This window comes from Sphingomonas sp. SP6, from assembly GCF_058313435.1.
On the sequence record NZ_JBZFLG010000002.1, the window covers coordinates 52,165 to 67,311 of the forward strand.

13 protein-coding genes are annotated in these 15,147 nt (G+C 70.2%); 2 read left to right on the forward strand and 11 right to left on the reverse strand.

Annotated elements, in window-relative coordinates; genetic code table 11:
• Window positions 1–20: 20 nt before the first annotated feature.
• From AC4GYY_RS05995 to AC4GYY_RS06030, 8 genes are all read right to left on the reverse strand, one after another.
• The gene (locus AC4GYY_RS05995) at window positions 21–320 is read right to left on the reverse strand and encodes a hypothetical protein (protein WP_491119356.1); all 300 of its coding nucleotides are present in this window, start codon (window positions 318–320) and stop codon (window positions 21–23) included.
• Window positions 320–3,142: a M16 family metallopeptidase gene (locus tag AC4GYY_RS06000; RefSeq protein WP_491119357.1), complete on the reverse strand. Its 2,823-nt coding sequence runs from the start codon at window positions 3,140–3,142 to the stop codon at window positions 320–322. The genes AC4GYY_RS05995 and AC4GYY_RS06000 overlap by 1 nt, the downstream gene beginning before the upstream one ends.
• Window positions 3,143–3,219: 77 nt before the next feature.
• On the reverse strand, window positions 3,220–5,520 hold the full coding sequence (locus AC4GYY_RS06005) for a hypothetical protein (RefSeq protein ID WP_491119358.1): 2,301 nt from the start codon (window positions 5,518–5,520) through the stop codon (window positions 3,220–3,222).
• Window positions 5,521–5,580: 60 nt separating this feature from the next.
• Window positions 5,581–6,021 (reverse strand): hypothetical protein, encoded by a 441-nt coding sequence (locus tag AC4GYY_RS06010; RefSeq protein WP_491119359.1) that lies wholly within the window; start codon window positions 6,019–6,021, stop codon window positions 5,581–5,583.
• Window positions 5,999–6,454: a hypothetical protein gene (locus tag AC4GYY_RS06015; RefSeq protein ID WP_491119360.1), complete on the reverse strand. Its 456-nt coding sequence runs from the start codon at window positions 6,452–6,454 to the stop codon at window positions 5,999–6,001. The genes AC4GYY_RS06010 and AC4GYY_RS06015 overlap by 23 nt, the downstream gene beginning before the upstream one ends.
• A gap of 36 nt (window positions 6,455–6,490) precedes the next feature.
• Window positions 6,491–6,841, reverse strand: a complete 351-nt coding sequence (locus AC4GYY_RS06020; protein WP_491119361.1) for a hypothetical protein — start codon at window positions 6,839–6,841, stop codon at window positions 6,491–6,493.
• 37 nt (window positions 6,842–6,878) lie between these two features.
• Window positions 6,879–7,412 carry a helix-turn-helix domain-containing protein gene (locus AC4GYY_RS06025; protein ID WP_491119362.1) on the reverse strand — a complete coding sequence of 178 codons (534 nt, stop codon included), beginning with the start codon at window positions 7,410–7,412 and terminating at the stop codon, window positions 6,879–6,881.
• 6 nt (window positions 7,413–7,418) lie between these two features.
• Window positions 7,419–7,664 (reverse strand): hypothetical protein, encoded by a 246-nt coding sequence (locus AC4GYY_RS06030; protein ID WP_491119363.1) that lies wholly within the window; start codon window positions 7,662–7,664, stop codon window positions 7,419–7,421.
• 140 nt (window positions 7,665–7,804) lie between these two features.
• On the opposite strand from AC4GYY_RS06030, the gene clpB reads away from it, so the two are divergent.
• Window positions 7,805–10,384 (forward strand): ATP-dependent chaperone ClpB, encoded by a 2,580-nt coding sequence (gene clpB, locus AC4GYY_RS06035; protein ID WP_491119364.1) that lies wholly within the window; start codon window positions 7,805–7,807, stop codon window positions 10,382–10,384.
• 23 nt (window positions 10,385–10,407) lie between these two features.
• On the opposite strand, the gene AC4GYY_RS06040 is transcribed toward clpB, so the two are convergent.
• A complete protein-coding gene (locus AC4GYY_RS06040; RefSeq protein ID WP_491119365.1) occupies window positions 10,408–11,913 on the reverse strand; it encodes a putative 2OG-Fe(II) oxygenase in 1,506 nt (501 codons plus the stop codon).
• Between the two features lie 77 nt (window positions 11,914–11,990).
• Here AC4GYY_RS06040 and AC4GYY_RS06045 point away from each other — a divergent pair, with 77 nt between their 5' ends.
• Window positions 11,991–13,592 carry a tetratricopeptide repeat-containing sulfotransferase family protein gene (locus AC4GYY_RS06045; RefSeq protein ID WP_491119366.1) on the forward strand — a complete coding sequence of 534 codons (1,602 nt, stop codon included), beginning with the start codon at window positions 11,991–11,993 and terminating at the stop codon, window positions 13,590–13,592.
• 7 nt (window positions 13,593–13,599) lie between these two features.
• Here AC4GYY_RS06045 and AC4GYY_RS06050 read toward each other — a convergent pair whose 3' ends face one another.
• Both AC4GYY_RS06050 and AC4GYY_RS06055 read right to left on the reverse strand, forming a co-directional pair.
• Complete coding sequence (locus tag AC4GYY_RS06050) at window positions 13,600–13,845, reverse strand: hypothetical protein (RefSeq protein ID WP_491119367.1); 246 nt, start codon at window positions 13,843–13,845, stop codon at window positions 13,600–13,602.
• Window positions 13,846–13,936: 91 nt separating this feature from the next.
• Entirely contained in the window at window positions 13,937–15,082 is a 1,146-nt protein-coding gene (locus AC4GYY_RS06055; RefSeq protein ID WP_491119368.1) for an aspartyl/asparaginyl beta-hydroxylase domain-containing protein, read from the reverse strand.
• Window positions 15,083–15,147: the final 65 nt, after the last annotated feature.

A 15,147-nucleotide genomic window follows, 5' to 3' on the forward strand; every position in this document is an offset into this window, starting at 1 on the left:
AAGCGGAAGGGGAGAAAGGCTCACGCGACGCGCGTTCCCGTCAGCGGAAAGCTGCCGAACGCGCCCGCGCCGACCGTGCCGCTGATCGAATCGCCCTCGACCGTCGCGGTCATGTCGAGCGTCATCGGCATCGGCACGGTGATCGACTGCTTCCAAGTCAGCGTGTTGCCCGAAACCTGGCCGGAGACGTCGTCCGATCCGGTCGCCCCCGCGTTCGTGCCCGAGAAGTTCGAACCGTCGCTGCGCACCGTCAGCGTCGACTTCTGGTCGCCAAGCGGGCTCTTCACCACCACGTCGTAGGTGCCGTCGACATCGGCCATCACTTGCTCTCCTGAGAGGCGCCCGCCACGGACGCCGCGGGCACGACCTCGACCGGGAGCCCGAGCGAGTCAAGCTGGGGCCGCACCACCTTCGCGTCGCCGACCACCACCCACACGAACCGTCCGGGGTCGATCGCCGCCTTGGCCGCGGCGTCGACCGCGGGTCGCGTCAGCATCCGGTATCTCGCCGCCAGCGTGGCGTAATAATCGTCGGGGCGGCGGTAGAGATCGTTGGTCTGCATCGCCTGGAGCACGGCGCCCGATGTCTCGAACTGACCGGCGAGTTCGCGGACGGAACCCTCGACGCTCAGCGTGTATTCGGCCTGCGTCATCGGCTTCGCGCCGACGAACCCGGCGATGTCGTCGCGCAGCGACGCGATCGACGCGCCGGTCTTGTCCGCCTGCACGGGTGCGCTGATCCAATAGGGCGTCGCCTGCTCGGCGCGGCGGAACACGCCGTAGGCGCCGTAAGACCAGTGCCGCGCCTCGCGCAGGTCCATGTTGATCCGCGCGGTGAAGTCGCCGCCGAGCGCGTCGTTGGCGGTCAGCGCCGCCAGCAGATCGTCGGTGCCCACCAGCGGCGTCGGCGCGCCCGCCAGGATCAGCGACTGGGGCGAATCGGGCCGGTCGACCAGCACGATCTTGGGGGCCGACGGCGCGCCCGGATCGGCGAAGCGCTTGGTCCCCGCCGCGCCGACGCCCGTCCAGTCGCCGAACGCTCGCTCCAACGCCGCCTGCACCTCGGCGAGCGGACGGTCGCTGACGACGAACACCTTCGCCTTGTCGGGACGCAGCCACGCCTGCTGGAACGCGATCAGATCGGCGCGGGTCAGCTTGGCGACCGCCGCCGGATCGCCGCTGCCGGACGCCTTGGCGTAGGGGCTGTTCGCGCCGTAGATCAGCGGCGGCAGCACGCGCGCGGCGAGTTCCTCGGGGTCGGTCAGCTCCTGCGCGATGCCGGCGAGCTGCTGATCGCGGACGCGCGCCAGCTCGGCGTCGGGAAAGGCGGGACGGCGGACGATGTCGGCGAACAGTGCCAGCGCGCCCGCGAGATTGGCGCTCGGAGTGCGCAGCGACACGGTGGTCCGGTCCTGCGACGAGCTGGTGCCGATGTCCGCACCGAGCCGTTCCTTCGCCTCCGCGATCTGGACCGAGTTGAGCGGGCCGGTCCCCTCGTCGAGCATCGCCAGCGTCAACGCCTGGGTGCCGAGCCTGCCCCGCACGTCCGCCGCCGTGCCGGCATCGAAGCTCACGACCAATTGCGTCTGCGGCACCACGGCGCGGCGGGCATAGACGAGTTCGATCCCGTTCGACAGCCGCGCGCGCTCGACCTTGGGGAAGCTGAGCGACGACGGCGCGCCGACCCCGGGAATCGCGCCGCGCGTGCCCTTGACCGTCGGCTCGGGCGCCGCGGTCACCGCCGCGGCGGCCGGCGCGATCGCCTCGTCGTATCGGTCGCGCTCGCCCGGCACGATCGTCAGGCCGTAGGCCGGGCGCGACAGCCAGCGCCTGAGCGCCGCGGTGACGGTCGCGGGCGTCTGCGCGGCGGTCTCGGCCAGCTCCTTCTTGTAGAAGCCCGGATCGTCCGCATAGAGTTCGCCCTCGGCGAGCGCGACCGCCTTGCCCCCGCCGCCGCCGACCGACTCGAGCCCCGACAGATTCCGCGACACCTGCGTCGTGAGCGCGCGCTGGACCTCGTCCGCGGTGGGGCCCTTGGCGACGAGGTCGGCGATCACCGCGTCGAGCCGCCGCGTCGCGGTCGCGACGTCAACGCCGGGGCGGACGATCATCGTCACCGAGAACATGCCGAGCTGCGAGAAGGTCTCGTTCTCCGCCGACACCTGGACCGCGAGCTTGTCCCGCTTGACCAGCGCATTGTCGAGCCGCGAACTGGCGAGCCCGCCCAGCACGGAGGCGGCGACGTCGAGCGCGTTCGCGTCGTCGCTCTTCATCCCCGGCACCGCCCAGGCGCGCATCACCAAGGTCGCCGCGACGCGGTCCTTCATCACGTCGTTCACCGGCGCGGGCAGCGTCGGGACGGGCGCGGCGGGCAGCGCGTTCTTGGCTCCGCGCGGGATCGCGCCGAAATACCTCTCGACCAGCGGTCTGGCGGTTCGCGCGTCGATGTCTCCGGCAAGGACGAGCACCGCGTTGTTCGGCCCGTAATGGTCGCGGAACCAGCCCTTCACGTCCGCCAGGCTCGCCTTGTCGAGATCGGCCATCGAGCCGATCGTCGTGTGGCCGTAGGGATGACCCTTGGGGAACAGTCCCTCGATCAGCTTGTACTGGAGCAGGCCGTAGGGCTGATTGTCGCCCTGCCGCTTCTCGTTCTGGACGACGCCGCGCTGCTCGTCGAGCACGGCCTGCGTGATCGCGCCGGTCAGATGCCCCATCCGGTCGCTCTCGAGGAACAGCGCGCGGTCGAGCGCGGCGGTCGGCACCGTCTCATAGTAATTGGTGCGATCGAAATAGGTCGAGCCGTTGAGGTCGGTCGCGCCGACCTCCTTGAGCGGCTGGAAGAAGTCGCCCGGCGCATTCTCGCTGCCGTTGAACATCAGATGCTCGAACAGGTGCGCGAACCCGGTCTTGCCCGCGGGCTCGTTCTTCGAGCCGACGTCGTACCACACGCTGACCGCGACGACGGGAGCCTTGCGATCGGTATGGACCACGACGCGCAGCCCGTTCGCCAGCGTGAAGGTCTCGAACGGGATGTCGATCGCCTTGACCAGTTCGGCGACCGGCGCGGGCCTGGGCGCCACCTGGGCGAGCGCGGGCGAGACGAAGGCGGTGGCGGCGAGCAGCGCGACGGGGAAACGGAGCATCGGGAGAAGGCATCCTTGGCGAAGCGGACGACGCGGGAGACCCCCGCACCGCCCGCCTGCCTAGCCGATGCTGTCGCTTAGATGAAAGCGAAGTCGGAAAGCGAGACCTGGGTGGGAGCGATCGCCCCCAGGTCCGCGACGGCGACGGTGGAATAGAGGACGTCCCAAGCAGTCGGGTCCGGAACGAAATAAAGCACGCTGTGGTGCGCGTCGTTCTCGGCGACCACGAACAGCCCCTCACCCGCCGCCGCTGTTCCGTTGGCCTCAAGCCAGGTCGCCAGCTGGTCGACGCCGCCAAGCTTCCCGGCGGTATAAAGCACCAGATCGGCGCCCTTCAGGTCGGTCGACGCGCTGTCGGCTTCGACCAGTGTGTCGAAATGCGCGCCGTTGAAGTCGAAGGCGGCGTTGCCGTAGCCATCCTTCCGGGCGAACACGAGCGTGTCCTCACCGGAGGTGAAATCGGCGAGCAGATCGGGAATGCCATCGTCGAACTGGCCGAGGAGCGCCGACCAGACGAAATGGTCCGCACCCGCGCCGCCGATCAGCTTGTCGCCATTTGCGCCGCCGTCGATCACGTCATCACCGCCGCCGCCGCTGATCACGTCGCCGTTCCCCGATCCGGTCAGCAGGTTGGCGTCATCGTTGCCGCGCAGCGTCACCGACATGTCGTAATAAGCGAACACGCCGCTCAGATCGACGTTCTCGAACCCCGTCATGACCAGCGCGCCGTACTTGATCTGGTTGCTCGCGTGCGAGAGGTCGATCACGACCTCCTTGCTGTAGAAATAATCGTAATAATCGGTGGTCGCGATCAGCGTGTCGGCGCCGGCGCCGCCGGAGAGTGTCCCGATCGTCGACAGGTGGCTGGTGATCCGGTCGTTCCCGTCCTCGCCATAGACGGAACCCGCCGCCGCGACGATGTCGTTGCCGGCGCCGGCGTGGACCTCGCGGAAGTGGCCCGCGATCGTGTCGTTCCCCTTCGTGCCGGTGACGTCGATCGAGACCGTGCTGCCCCCGTCGTAGGTGAACAGCGGCAGGACCGTGCCCGGCTTGTCCATGATCACGGTCAACAGCCCGCCATAGCCGAAGATCGCCGTCACGTCCGCGAGTTGCGAGGAGAAGGCGGTGAGGTGGTGGCCGCCTTGATGGCCGAAATCACCGAACGAGATGCCGGTGACGCCTGCGATGGTGCCGAGGCGCAGATCGTTCGTGCCGAACGCCTGGAGCAGGCTGTGATCGCCCCGGATCACTTCGCCGCGCGCGTAATCGCTGTCCTGGAGGATGAACCTCGTGCCGCTGACGCCGGTCAACGTGTCGGCGCCGCGCCCTCCCGCGATGACGCTCCCGCCCGTGATCGTGTCGCGTCCCGCGCCGCCGATCAGCGTGTCGCCCGCTCCGCCGGTCAACGAAACGGATCCCTTGCTCGCCGAGGCGTCGGCCGTCGCGAAGCCGGTGACGACGTTGGCGTCCCCGAGCGTCTGGTCGTCGTCGCGCGTGAGGTCGACCGACGCCGCGGCGCGGATCAGGAGCGCGCCGCCCGACGAGGTCGCCGAGACGTCGAACGCATCATAGACCACCGAGCCGACCGGAGCGACGATCGTGTCCGACCCCGCCCCCCCGTCGATCACCTGGGTGTAGGCGATCCCGCCCAGGATCACGTCATCCCCCGCACCACCGGAAAGGATCAAGGCGTTAAGGCCCCCCACCCCGAAGCCCGCTGCGGTGCTGGCGTCGATCCGGTCGGCCGCCGCGCCGCCGGTCACCGTCATCGCGCGATCATCGGATGCGAGCACCACCGCGTCGTTCAGCGTCACCGACACACCGCCGTCGCCGAGCACGATGGCATCGATCCCGCGCATACCGGCCAGCATGGCGGCGGTGACCGCACCCGCGCCGGTCAGCCGCACCATGTCGTCGCCGGACGTGGCGACCACCGTGTCGTCCGCGTCAAGGTTCCCGAGATCGAAGGTGAAGGTGTCGTCGCCGCTCCCCGTGAAGACACTGTCGATGCCGCCGTTTGAGACGAAGTCGAGCGCATCGGCGCCGGCCAGGCCAGGCGCATAGACGAAGTCGTCGCTCGCGCCGCCCAGCACCTGGACGCGGCCGCCGTTGGCGGTCGACACGAAGGCGTCGGTCAGCACCAGGCTGTTCGCGCTCCCGTCCGCCAGCTGGATCCGCTCGATCCCGGAGACGTGCAGGAGCGTGGAGACGCCGATCGCGCCCGCGGTCGTGAACCGCAGCGTGTCGATCGCTTTCCCATCCCCGCCGACGATGCTGTCGCCGCCGTTGAGGTCGAGGGGATCGAACCAGAAGGTGTCTGCGCGCGCGCCGCCCGCGAACGTGTCGTCGCGGTCCTTGCCGCCTTTGAACACTGCCATGATTCCCCCCGGTTTACGCCGGGGCCGCCTAGACCTGCGTCGACCGGCTGTCGAGCGCGCTCACCCCACTCGCGCGCCCCACAGCGGCTCCAGCGACTGGATCACCAGCGACCGCGCGTCCTCGGTCGGGAGGATGAGGCAGCGTCGGCGGTCGCGCTCGTCGACCGTCCGGGTCAGCAGCCCCCGCTCCTCCATGTGATCGACCCAGCGCAGCCCGGTCGAGGCGGGCAGATGCATCGCCAGCACCAGCGAGGTGGTCGAGACCGAGCGTCCGTCCGCCTGGGCGACGAACAGCTCGAGCAGCGCGTCCCAGATCGGGTCGCCGAGCAGCTCCTCGTCTTCGCCGAACACGCGGCGGCGGCGGCGACGGGCCTCGATCTCGAACCGCGCCGCGTCGAGCGCGCGCGCCTCCGCTCCCGGAGCTGCGGGCCGGACCGTGCCGAACGCGACCCGCAGCGAGACCAGGTCGCTCCGCCGACTATGGAGCGGCTGATCGGTCATGCCATCGGCTCCAGTCGAGGTCCGATCCCCAGCGCGCGAGCCGCTCGCGGTGCCGGATCGTACCCACCGCCAGCATCAGGATCATCGGATAGGCAAGCTTGGCGGTCGCGACGTAGTAGATGAACGGCAGCAGCTCCGGGTGCGACGCGCGCACCCCGTGCGCCGCCAGCACCACCAGCTGCAACGCCGCCACCCACATCGGCCAGAACCGATCCGCCCAGAGCGACAGTGCCGCCACCGCCACGAACAGCGCAAGATCCAGCAGCAGATACGATTCGCTCACCGCGCGGAAGGCGTAGCCGTACATCGACAGATAGGTCATCGCCGCCGCCGCCGCGAACAGCAGCGCGACGATCCGCTCGGGGGCGCCGCCGCGCCACAGCGCATAGCCGCAGACCAGGGCGAGGACGAGATTGAAGATGACGACGTTCATCCCCGTCCCCTTCGGCGCACGCCTCCCTCCCCACGATCAGGCGGCCACGCTGAGGCGGGGTGCGCCGGCGTCCGCGTTGGTGACCGGCGGCTTGGGATGCTCGTCGCCCCAGGCGCGGACCTCGATGCCGGTGGCCTTGGCGACCGCCTCGATCGAGCGGTGCATCGCGACCAGATGGCCGCGCGCCTCGCCGATCGCGCCCATCGACTGGGCGAGATGCGCGAACACCGGCTGGCCGACCACCGCCGACAGCTTGTTCTCGCGGCGGGCGCGGGGCAGCGCGGCGGCGAGCTCGCCCGCGCGCTCGTAGGCGAGGTCGATCTGGAGCTCGAGGTCGTGGAGGATGCGGGCGACGTCGTCCGCGGCGGTGAGGTCGGTGTTGGCCATGAAGCGTCTCCGTGGAAGGGGACGCAAGGGCGGTGGATCACCTCCACACCAGCCGGACCGCCGTCAGGACGACATCGGTCAACGCGGCGAGCCCGGTGGCGAGCATGCCGAAGCCGATCATCATCCCCAAGGCCAGCAGCACGATCCACAGGAGGCGCTGCTGCGGAGGGAGCGGATTGTGACGGGCGTCCTTGCGTCGCAGGGGCAGGACCGAACGCCAGTCGTCCGGCCATCCCTGCGACCGCGGGATTGCGACGTGGACCGCCACCGCGGCCACCCCTGCCGGATCACCCCCCGATTCTGCTTGGGGGGGCCGCCCCTCGTGCCCGGTGAGCAATAGCGCCGCGTGACGGCGGTCCCGCGCCTCCAGCTTGCGCACCGCGTCCGCGAGGTAGCCGTCGACCGTGCTCTTGGCGATGCCGAGTTCCCGCTCGATCTCCTTCGACGTCTTGAACTCGGCGACGAGCCGCAGGCACTGACGCTCGCGGGGCGTGAGATCGTCGAATCGCGGCGGCGTTCGGGCGACCGGACCGGGCTCCGGCGCTCCACCATGGGGCGGCAGGATGGCCACCGCGGCCTAGCCGACTTCGGGCGGGTTGGCGCCGGTTGGGGTCGGCCCGCCCGCTCGCGCGACAAGCGGGGATCGATCGGCGAGACGATCACCCCGGACCTGGGACAGCGCCGATGCGACACCCAGCCGCGCGGTGTCGAGCGCGATGCCGACGCCGTGGAGCTGCTGAGCGTCGGACAGCGACAGCGCCTCGTCGATCAGGGCGCGCAGCCGCCCGAGAACGGCGGGATCGCAGTCAGGTGGCATGGTCATGGACGGTCCGTGGCCTTTCGAAGCAATCGCGCTCAAAATGGCTGCGTTCATCTTGCCAGTCGTGCGCAACAATGTCGACGGCGGACCCTTGTGTTGCCCAAATACAACACCATCTCCGCGGCAGACAATCAGGGACGACCATGAACCTCGAACGATTCACCGATCGCGCCAAGGGCTTCCTCCAATCGGCGCAGACCGTCGCGATCCGCATGAGCCATCAGCAGATCACGCCGGAGCATCTCCTCAAGGCGCTGCTCGAGGACGAACAGGGAATGGCCGCCGGGCTGATCCAGGCCGCGGGCGGCGACGCGCGCCGGGCGGTGAGCGAGACCGACGCGGCGCTCGCGAAGCTGCCGGCGGTGACCGGATCGGGCGCGCAGTCGACGCCGGGGCTGAACAACGATGCGGTCCGCGTGCTCGATACCGCCGAGCAGGTCGCGCAAAAGGCCGGCGACAGCTACGTCACCGTCGAACGCCTGCTCCTCGCGCTCGCGCTCGCCACCACCACGGCCGCGGGCCGTGCGCTCGCCGCTGCGGGCGTGAAGGCGGAAGCGCTCAACGCGGCGATCGTCCAGCTGCGCGGCGGCCGCACCGCAGACACCGCCAGCGCCGAGGACCGCTACGACGCGCTCAAGAAGTTCGCCCGCGACCTGACCGAGGCCGCGCGCGACGGCAAGCTCGATCCGGTGATCGGCCGCGACGAAGAGATCCGTCGCACGATCCAGGTCCTCGCCCGGCGGACCAAGAACAACCCGGTCCTGATCGGCGAGCCGGGCGTCGGCAAGACCGCGATCGTCGAGGGCCTGGCGCTGCGCATCGCCAACGGCGACGTGCCCGACGGGCTCAAGGACAAGACGCTGATGGCGCTCGACATGGGCAGCCTGATCGCGGGCGCGAAATATCGCGGCGAATTCGAGGAGCGGCTCAAGGGCGTCATCGACGAGGTGAAGGGCGCGGAAGGCCAGATCATCCTGTTCATCGACGAGATGCACACGCTGATCGGCGCGGGCAAATCCGAAGGCGCGATGGATGCGGGCAACCTCCTGAAGCCCGCGCTCGCGCGCGGCGAGCTTCACTGCGTCGGCGCGACCACGCTCGACGAATATCGCAAGCACGTCGAGAAGGACCCCGCGCTCCAGCGGCGGTTCCAACCCGTCTTCGTCGGCGAGCCGACGGTCGAGGACACGATCTCGATCCTGCGCGGGCTGAAGGAGAAGTACGAGCTTCACCACGGCGTCCGCATCACCGACGGCGCGCTCGTCTCGGCGGCGACGCTCAGCAACCGCTACATCACCGATCGCTTCCTCCCCGACAAGGCGATCGACCTGATGGACGAGGCCGCGAGCCGCATCCGCATGGAAGTCGAGTCCAAGCCCGAGGAGATCGAGACGCTCGACCGCCGCATCCTGCGCCTCAAGATCGAGCGCGAGGGGCTGCGGCGCGAGAGCGACGAGGCGAGCCAGGACCGGTTCGAGAAGATCGAGGGCGAGCTTGCGAACCTCGAACAGCAGTCCGCCGAGCTGACCCAGCGCTGGCAGGCCGAGAAGGAGAAGATCGCGGGCGAGGCCAAGCTCAAGGAACAGCTCGACGCCGCCCGGCTCGAACTGGAGCAGGCGCAGCGCGCGGGCGATCTCGCCAAGGCGGGCGAGCTGTCCTACGGGCGCATCCCGGCGCTCGAACGCCAGCTCGCCGAGGCGCAGGGCGCGACCAAGGGCGCGATGCTCCGCGAGGAGGTCACTCCCGACGACATCGCCGGGGTGGTCAGCCGCTGGACCGGCATTCCGGTCGACCGGATGCTGGAGGGCGAGCGCGACAAGCTGCTCCGCATGGAGGAGGTGATCGGCAAGCGCGTCATCGGCCAGGCCGACGCGGTGAAGGCGGTCTCCACCGCCGTCCGCCGTGCGCGTGCCGGGTTGCAGGACCCCAACCGCCCGCTCGGCAGCTTCCTGTTCCTGGGGCCGACCGGCGTCGGCAAGACCGAGCTGACCAAGGCGCTCGCCGAGTTCCTGTTCGACGATCCCGCGGCGATGGTCCGCATCGACATGAGCGAGTTCATGGAGAAGCACGCCGTCGCGCGGCTGATCGGCGCGCCTCCGGGCTATGTCGGTTACGAGGAAGGCGGCGTGCTGACCGAGGCGGTCAGGCGGCGGCCCTATCAGGTCGTGCTGTTCGACGAGGTCGAGAAGGCCCACGGCGACGTGTTCAACGTCCTCCTCCAGGTGCTCGACGACGGGCGGCTGACCGACGGCCAGGGGCGGACGGTCGACTTCACCAACACGCTGATCATCCTCACCTCGAACCTCGGCTCGCAATATCTGGCGAATCTCGACGAGGGGCAGGATGTCGAGGCGGTCGAGCCGCAGGTCATGGAGATCGTCCGCGCGCACTTTCGGCCGGAGTTCCTCAACCGGCTCGACGAGGTCATCCTGTTCCACCGGCTGGGGCAGGCGCACATGGCGCCGATCGTCGACATCCAGGTCGCCCGCGTCGGTCGCCTGCTCGCCGATCGCAAGGTGACGCTGGCGCTGACCGATGCGGCGCGCGCGTGGCTGGGGCGCGTCGGCTACGATCCGGTCTACGGCGCGCGTCCCTTGAAGCGTGCGGTCCAGCGCTACCTTCAAGACCCGCTGGCCGACCTGATCCTGCGCGGCGAGGTCAAGGACGGCGCGACCATCACGGTCGACGAAGGCGACGGCAAGCTGGCGCTGTCCGTCGCCTAGCCCGCGCTCGCGGGACAAGCCGGTCAGGCGCGCGCGATGTCGAACGCCACGGTGATCCGCTCGCCCGCCGCGAACGGGCGGGTCCCGTGCCACATCGTCGATGGAAACAGCACGAGCCGCCCGACGCGAGGCTGGACCAGCCTAAACCCCTCGAGCGTCGGGACGAGATCGCGCGCCTCGCCGAACGCGAGCCAGCCTTCGTGTCCTGGAGCATGGTCAGGCAGAACGACGTAGAAGGCCGAGCTGAGCCAACCTTGCGGGTGGACGTGATCTACGTGGAACCCCGCGCTCGACAGCCGGACGGACCACGATCCCGCCATTCGCAGCGGCGCGCGGCGCACGCCCAAGGTCGGGTGGCCCGCGACCGGTGGCGGCAGCTGCGCGACGTGCGAGCGGACCGCGTCCAGCAGCGCGTCGCGCAGCCGGCGCAGCTCGGGCTCGCACCGCGCCAGCAACGGGCCGTCGGTCTGGCTGCCGCCACGAACCGATTGGTCGGTCAGTTCGCCTGAGGATTCGTGAAGGGCGCGGAGCACCTGTGCGAGCCCGGCGAGCTCGGACGAGGAGAACGGAACGTCGTAGGCGCCGATCAGACGCGGATCGCCCTCGAGCCACGCCCAGCGTGGGTCGCCGGTCAATCTCCACAGCAACGCGCGGTACGGCCACACCGCCGCTTCGTCCACGCCCGCCCCGGGCTCGCCGGCGACCGCCAGCGCTTCGTCGTACCGACCGAGCCGGATCAGGGTCCGGAGCGGATTGACCTTGGCCCGCGGGCTCGTGGGCGGGGGCAGCGACGCGAACAGCCGGTGCGCCGCTGCGGCGTCCCCACCCTCGCTCAGCGCGATCGCCTCGGCCACGCGCCATTCGTCCGCCGCGCCGATCTGCGCCGCGGCGGCGCGGGCGGCCTCGCGCGCCTCGTCGTAACGCCGCGCTTCGAGCAGAAGCCGCAACAGCATGCGCCAGAGCGCAGCGTCACGGGGAAACCGCGACAGCGCTGCGCGGATCGTCGCGGTGCCGTCGAGCGGCAGCCGCGCCGCCGCGACGATCCGGGCGTAGCCGGAATGGCCCTCGAGCCAGCCGGGGTTCGCCTCAAGCACCTCGCGAATCGACCGCGCCGCGGCGGTCCCCTGCCGCTCGGCGACCAGCGCGGCGGCGTGGCCCAGCATCACGCCCGCGTGGTTCGGCGCCAGCGCGCGCGCGCGCGCGTAGGCGGCGGTCGCCGCACGCCCGGCTTCTAAGGTCGCCTGCGCCAGGCCCTGCGCGATCAGCGCATCGTTCGGTGCCAGCGCCGCCGCGCGCGCGAACGCCGTCTCCGCCTCTACCCCGTCGAGGAGCGCCCGCCGCGCCAGCCCCAGCACTTGCCACAACCGCGCATCGCCCCCCGCGCCTGCAGCGATCGCCGCCTCGATCCGATCGACGATCTCCTCGAACAGGCCGAGGTCGAGTGCGTCGAGCGCGAGGTCGGACAGTGCGGCGGCGGTCAGCGGCGCCGGATCGCGCAACTGGCGTCTGAGGCGTTCGCGCTCGCTCATCATCGAAACCTAGCGGCCGCAGACCCGCAGCGGAAGCGGCCGCTTGATCCCCGCCCGTCGCTCGCTAGACCCGCGCCATGTCGGACCCACTCGCCTCTATCGAACACGCGCTCGATCGCAACGACCTGCCGGCCGCCGCCGCACTTGCCGCCACCGCGCTGGAGCGCGGCGTCGAGAACCCGCTGCTCTACAATCTCGTCTCGTGGCGGCACGAGCAGGACGGCCGTTTCGATGAAGCCGAGGCGGTGCTGCGCGGGGCGCTCGCACGCTGGGAGGGGGACGCAACGCTCCATCTCGCGCTGGGCGTGGTCCAGCGCAGCCAGGGCCAGCTCAGCGCTGCGGTCCGCTCGTTCGAACGGGCGATCGAGCTCGATCCCGGCTATGCCGCGGCCTGGTTCGAGCGGGGCGCGACGTTCGAGAAGGGCGGCGCGCTGGCCGACGCGGCGAGAGACTTCGAGCACACGCTCAAGCTCGATCCCGCGAGCGCCGCGGCGCACGCCGCGCTGGCGACCGGCCACGCCCGCCGCGGCGACCGGGAGGCTGCGCTTCGGTCCGCCGGCGAGGCGTTGCGGCTCGACCCGACGAACGTTCCCGCGGTCAGCGCGCTGGCGCTGGTCGCGATCGAGGACGCACGCTATGATGACGCGATCGCTCTGCTCGAGCCCGTGCCCCGACGGATCGACGAGAGCTCGGACCTGCTGGTCGGGATCCGCACCCTCCTTGGCGACGCCTATCAGGGTGTGGAGAGGTTCGACGACGCTTACGCCGCCTATGCGGCCGCGCAGACGCAATTCCACGCGATCCACAGCGCCCGCCTCGGCGACGAGCGCCAGCGCGCGATCGGCTTCGTCGAGCGGGTCGCGGACGGCGTGGAGGCGACCGATCCGGCGCTGTGGAGCACGCCTCCGTCGGCGTCGGCCCCCGTCGGAACCCATGTCATCCTCACCGGCTATCCCCGGTCGGGGACGACTCTCGTCGAGAACATCCTCGCGACCCTTCCCGGTGCAGTGGCGATCGAGGAACGACCGACGCTGGCCTCGGTCGATCGCCAGTTCCTTGGGCAGGACGGGGGAGTCGCGCGCCTCGCCACGCTCGAGGGGCCGGCGCTGACGGCGTTGCGCGACGATTATTGGGCGAAGGCACGGCAAGCGGCAGGAGCGGACCTCGCCGGCCGGCTGTTCGTCGACATGGATCCGTTCAAGGGCGCACGGTTGCCCGCCATCGCGAAGCTGTTTCCCGGCGCGAAGGTCGTGCTGATGCGGCGCGATCCGCGCGACGTCGTATGGAGCTGCTTCCATACCAGTTTCGCCTTCAACGCCGGAACGCTCGCCTTCACCACGCTGCAGAGCACCGCGCGTCACTATGCGGCCACCCAGCGGATCATCGAGCGTTCGCTCGCCACCATGCGCCTCGACGCATTCGAACTGCGCTACGAAACGCTGGTGCGCGAGTTCGACGCGACGACGCAGGCGCTCTGCGCCTTTCTGGGCGTGCCGTGGAGCGAAGACCTGCGCCGCTTCGACCGCACCGCGGAACGGCGGGGCGTCTCGACCGCGAGCACCAGCCAGGTCCGCCGTGGACTGTACGACGGATCGGGCGGCTGGCGGCGCTACGCGCGCCAGCTGGCATCGGTCGAGCCCATCCTGGCCCCGTGGATCGAACGGCTCGGCTACGCCTGAGCCCGCGTCAGCCGCCGCCGGGCTTGCCGAGATAGGTCGACTTATGTTCGAGCCAGTCACCTGATTGGCGGCCGACCTCGCGCCACTCGGCCACGGTCATGCAGATCTTGCGCTTGGCCAGCCGCGAGCCGATCTGGTCCTCGGTGCGACAAACGACGCGATCGGTCTTGTTGATCGGCTTGGCCGCAGGCTGGGCCGACGGGGCGACCGGCGCCTGGGCCGATGTGACCACGGGAGCGGTGACGGCGGCCACGAGAAGGAAGAATCGCAAGGTCATCAGCAGTCTCGACCTAATTTGTGCAATGCGGCGGCGCTACCACATCCCGATCTTGTTCGCCAGTCCGCTAGAGCGCGCCGAGCCGCCCAACGCCGTCTTGCGCCCGCATGAAGTCGCGGATCGCAATCCGATCCTGGTCGTCGAGTTCCGGACGCCACAGATCGCCGATCAGCACCACGCGGAGCTCGTCCGACTCGTTCCACGCTTCATGCTCGATCGTGTCGTCGAAGATCCACGGCTCGCCTGGCCGCCACGCACGGGTCTCCGCCCCGACGCGGAACCGGCAGCCGGCCGGGACGATCAGCGGCAGGTGGCAGACCGCCCGGAAGTTGGCCACGCCGTGGTGCGGGGGAATGTGCGTGTGCGGCGCAAGAAGCGAGAACATGAGGTTCGGGCCGAGCCCCGGGATGGTCGCCTGCTCGTCCCCGGCGAACGCCGCCATCGTCTTCGGACAGGCGGCCGCGTTGACCGGGTCCGGATGCCCATAGCGGATCAGGTGAAGCGCGTTCCAATCGGGTGAGCGGTTGAGTGCGGACCATTGCCCGACCGGCTGTCCCGGCGCGAAGTCGACGTAGGGGCGCTGGCGATCGGCGTGGCGCTCGAGAAGTCGGCGGAACTCGCCGGCGATGTCGGTCGCCGCCGCCCGGAGCCGGTCGAGCAGCGCGGGGTAGGCGAAGTCGAAATATTCGACATCCGGAAGGTTCGGATAGCGATAATGGGTCGGCTCCTGCCGGTACACCGGCCGTCGATCGAGCACGTTCTCGACGAAGCGGCGCGCGCGATCGCGGTGGACAGGGTCCAGCCGCGCGATGTCGGTCAACTGCGCCTCCAGCTCGGCGCGGTGCCGAGCGAGGAAGCTGCGCACGCGCGTGAGCTGGGCCGCGACGGGGGGCGGCATCGCACCGTCCTCGGGCGCGTGGAACAGCACCGCGCGATAGACTTCGGCCGCGCGCGTCGCGTCGCCAAGTTGCTCGTGGAGGCTCCCCTTGAGCAGCAATCCGAAAAAATCGTTGGGGTGCACGGCGAGCGCGGCGTTGACGGCGTCGAGCGCCGCATCGGGCGATCCGGCGTGACGGCGAAGGGCGGCAAGCTTCATCCAGCCGGCGAAGTCCTCCGGGTCGGTGGCGAGGCCCCGTTCAAGCATCGCGATCGCGCCGGCGGCGTCGCCGCGGGCGAGGGCTGCGTCGGCCGCACGGTGGATCTCCTCGTCCAACGTCGTCCTCCTCATCGTTCAGGCAAAAAAATGGCGGCCCGTCGGAGGACGGACCGCCACGATAT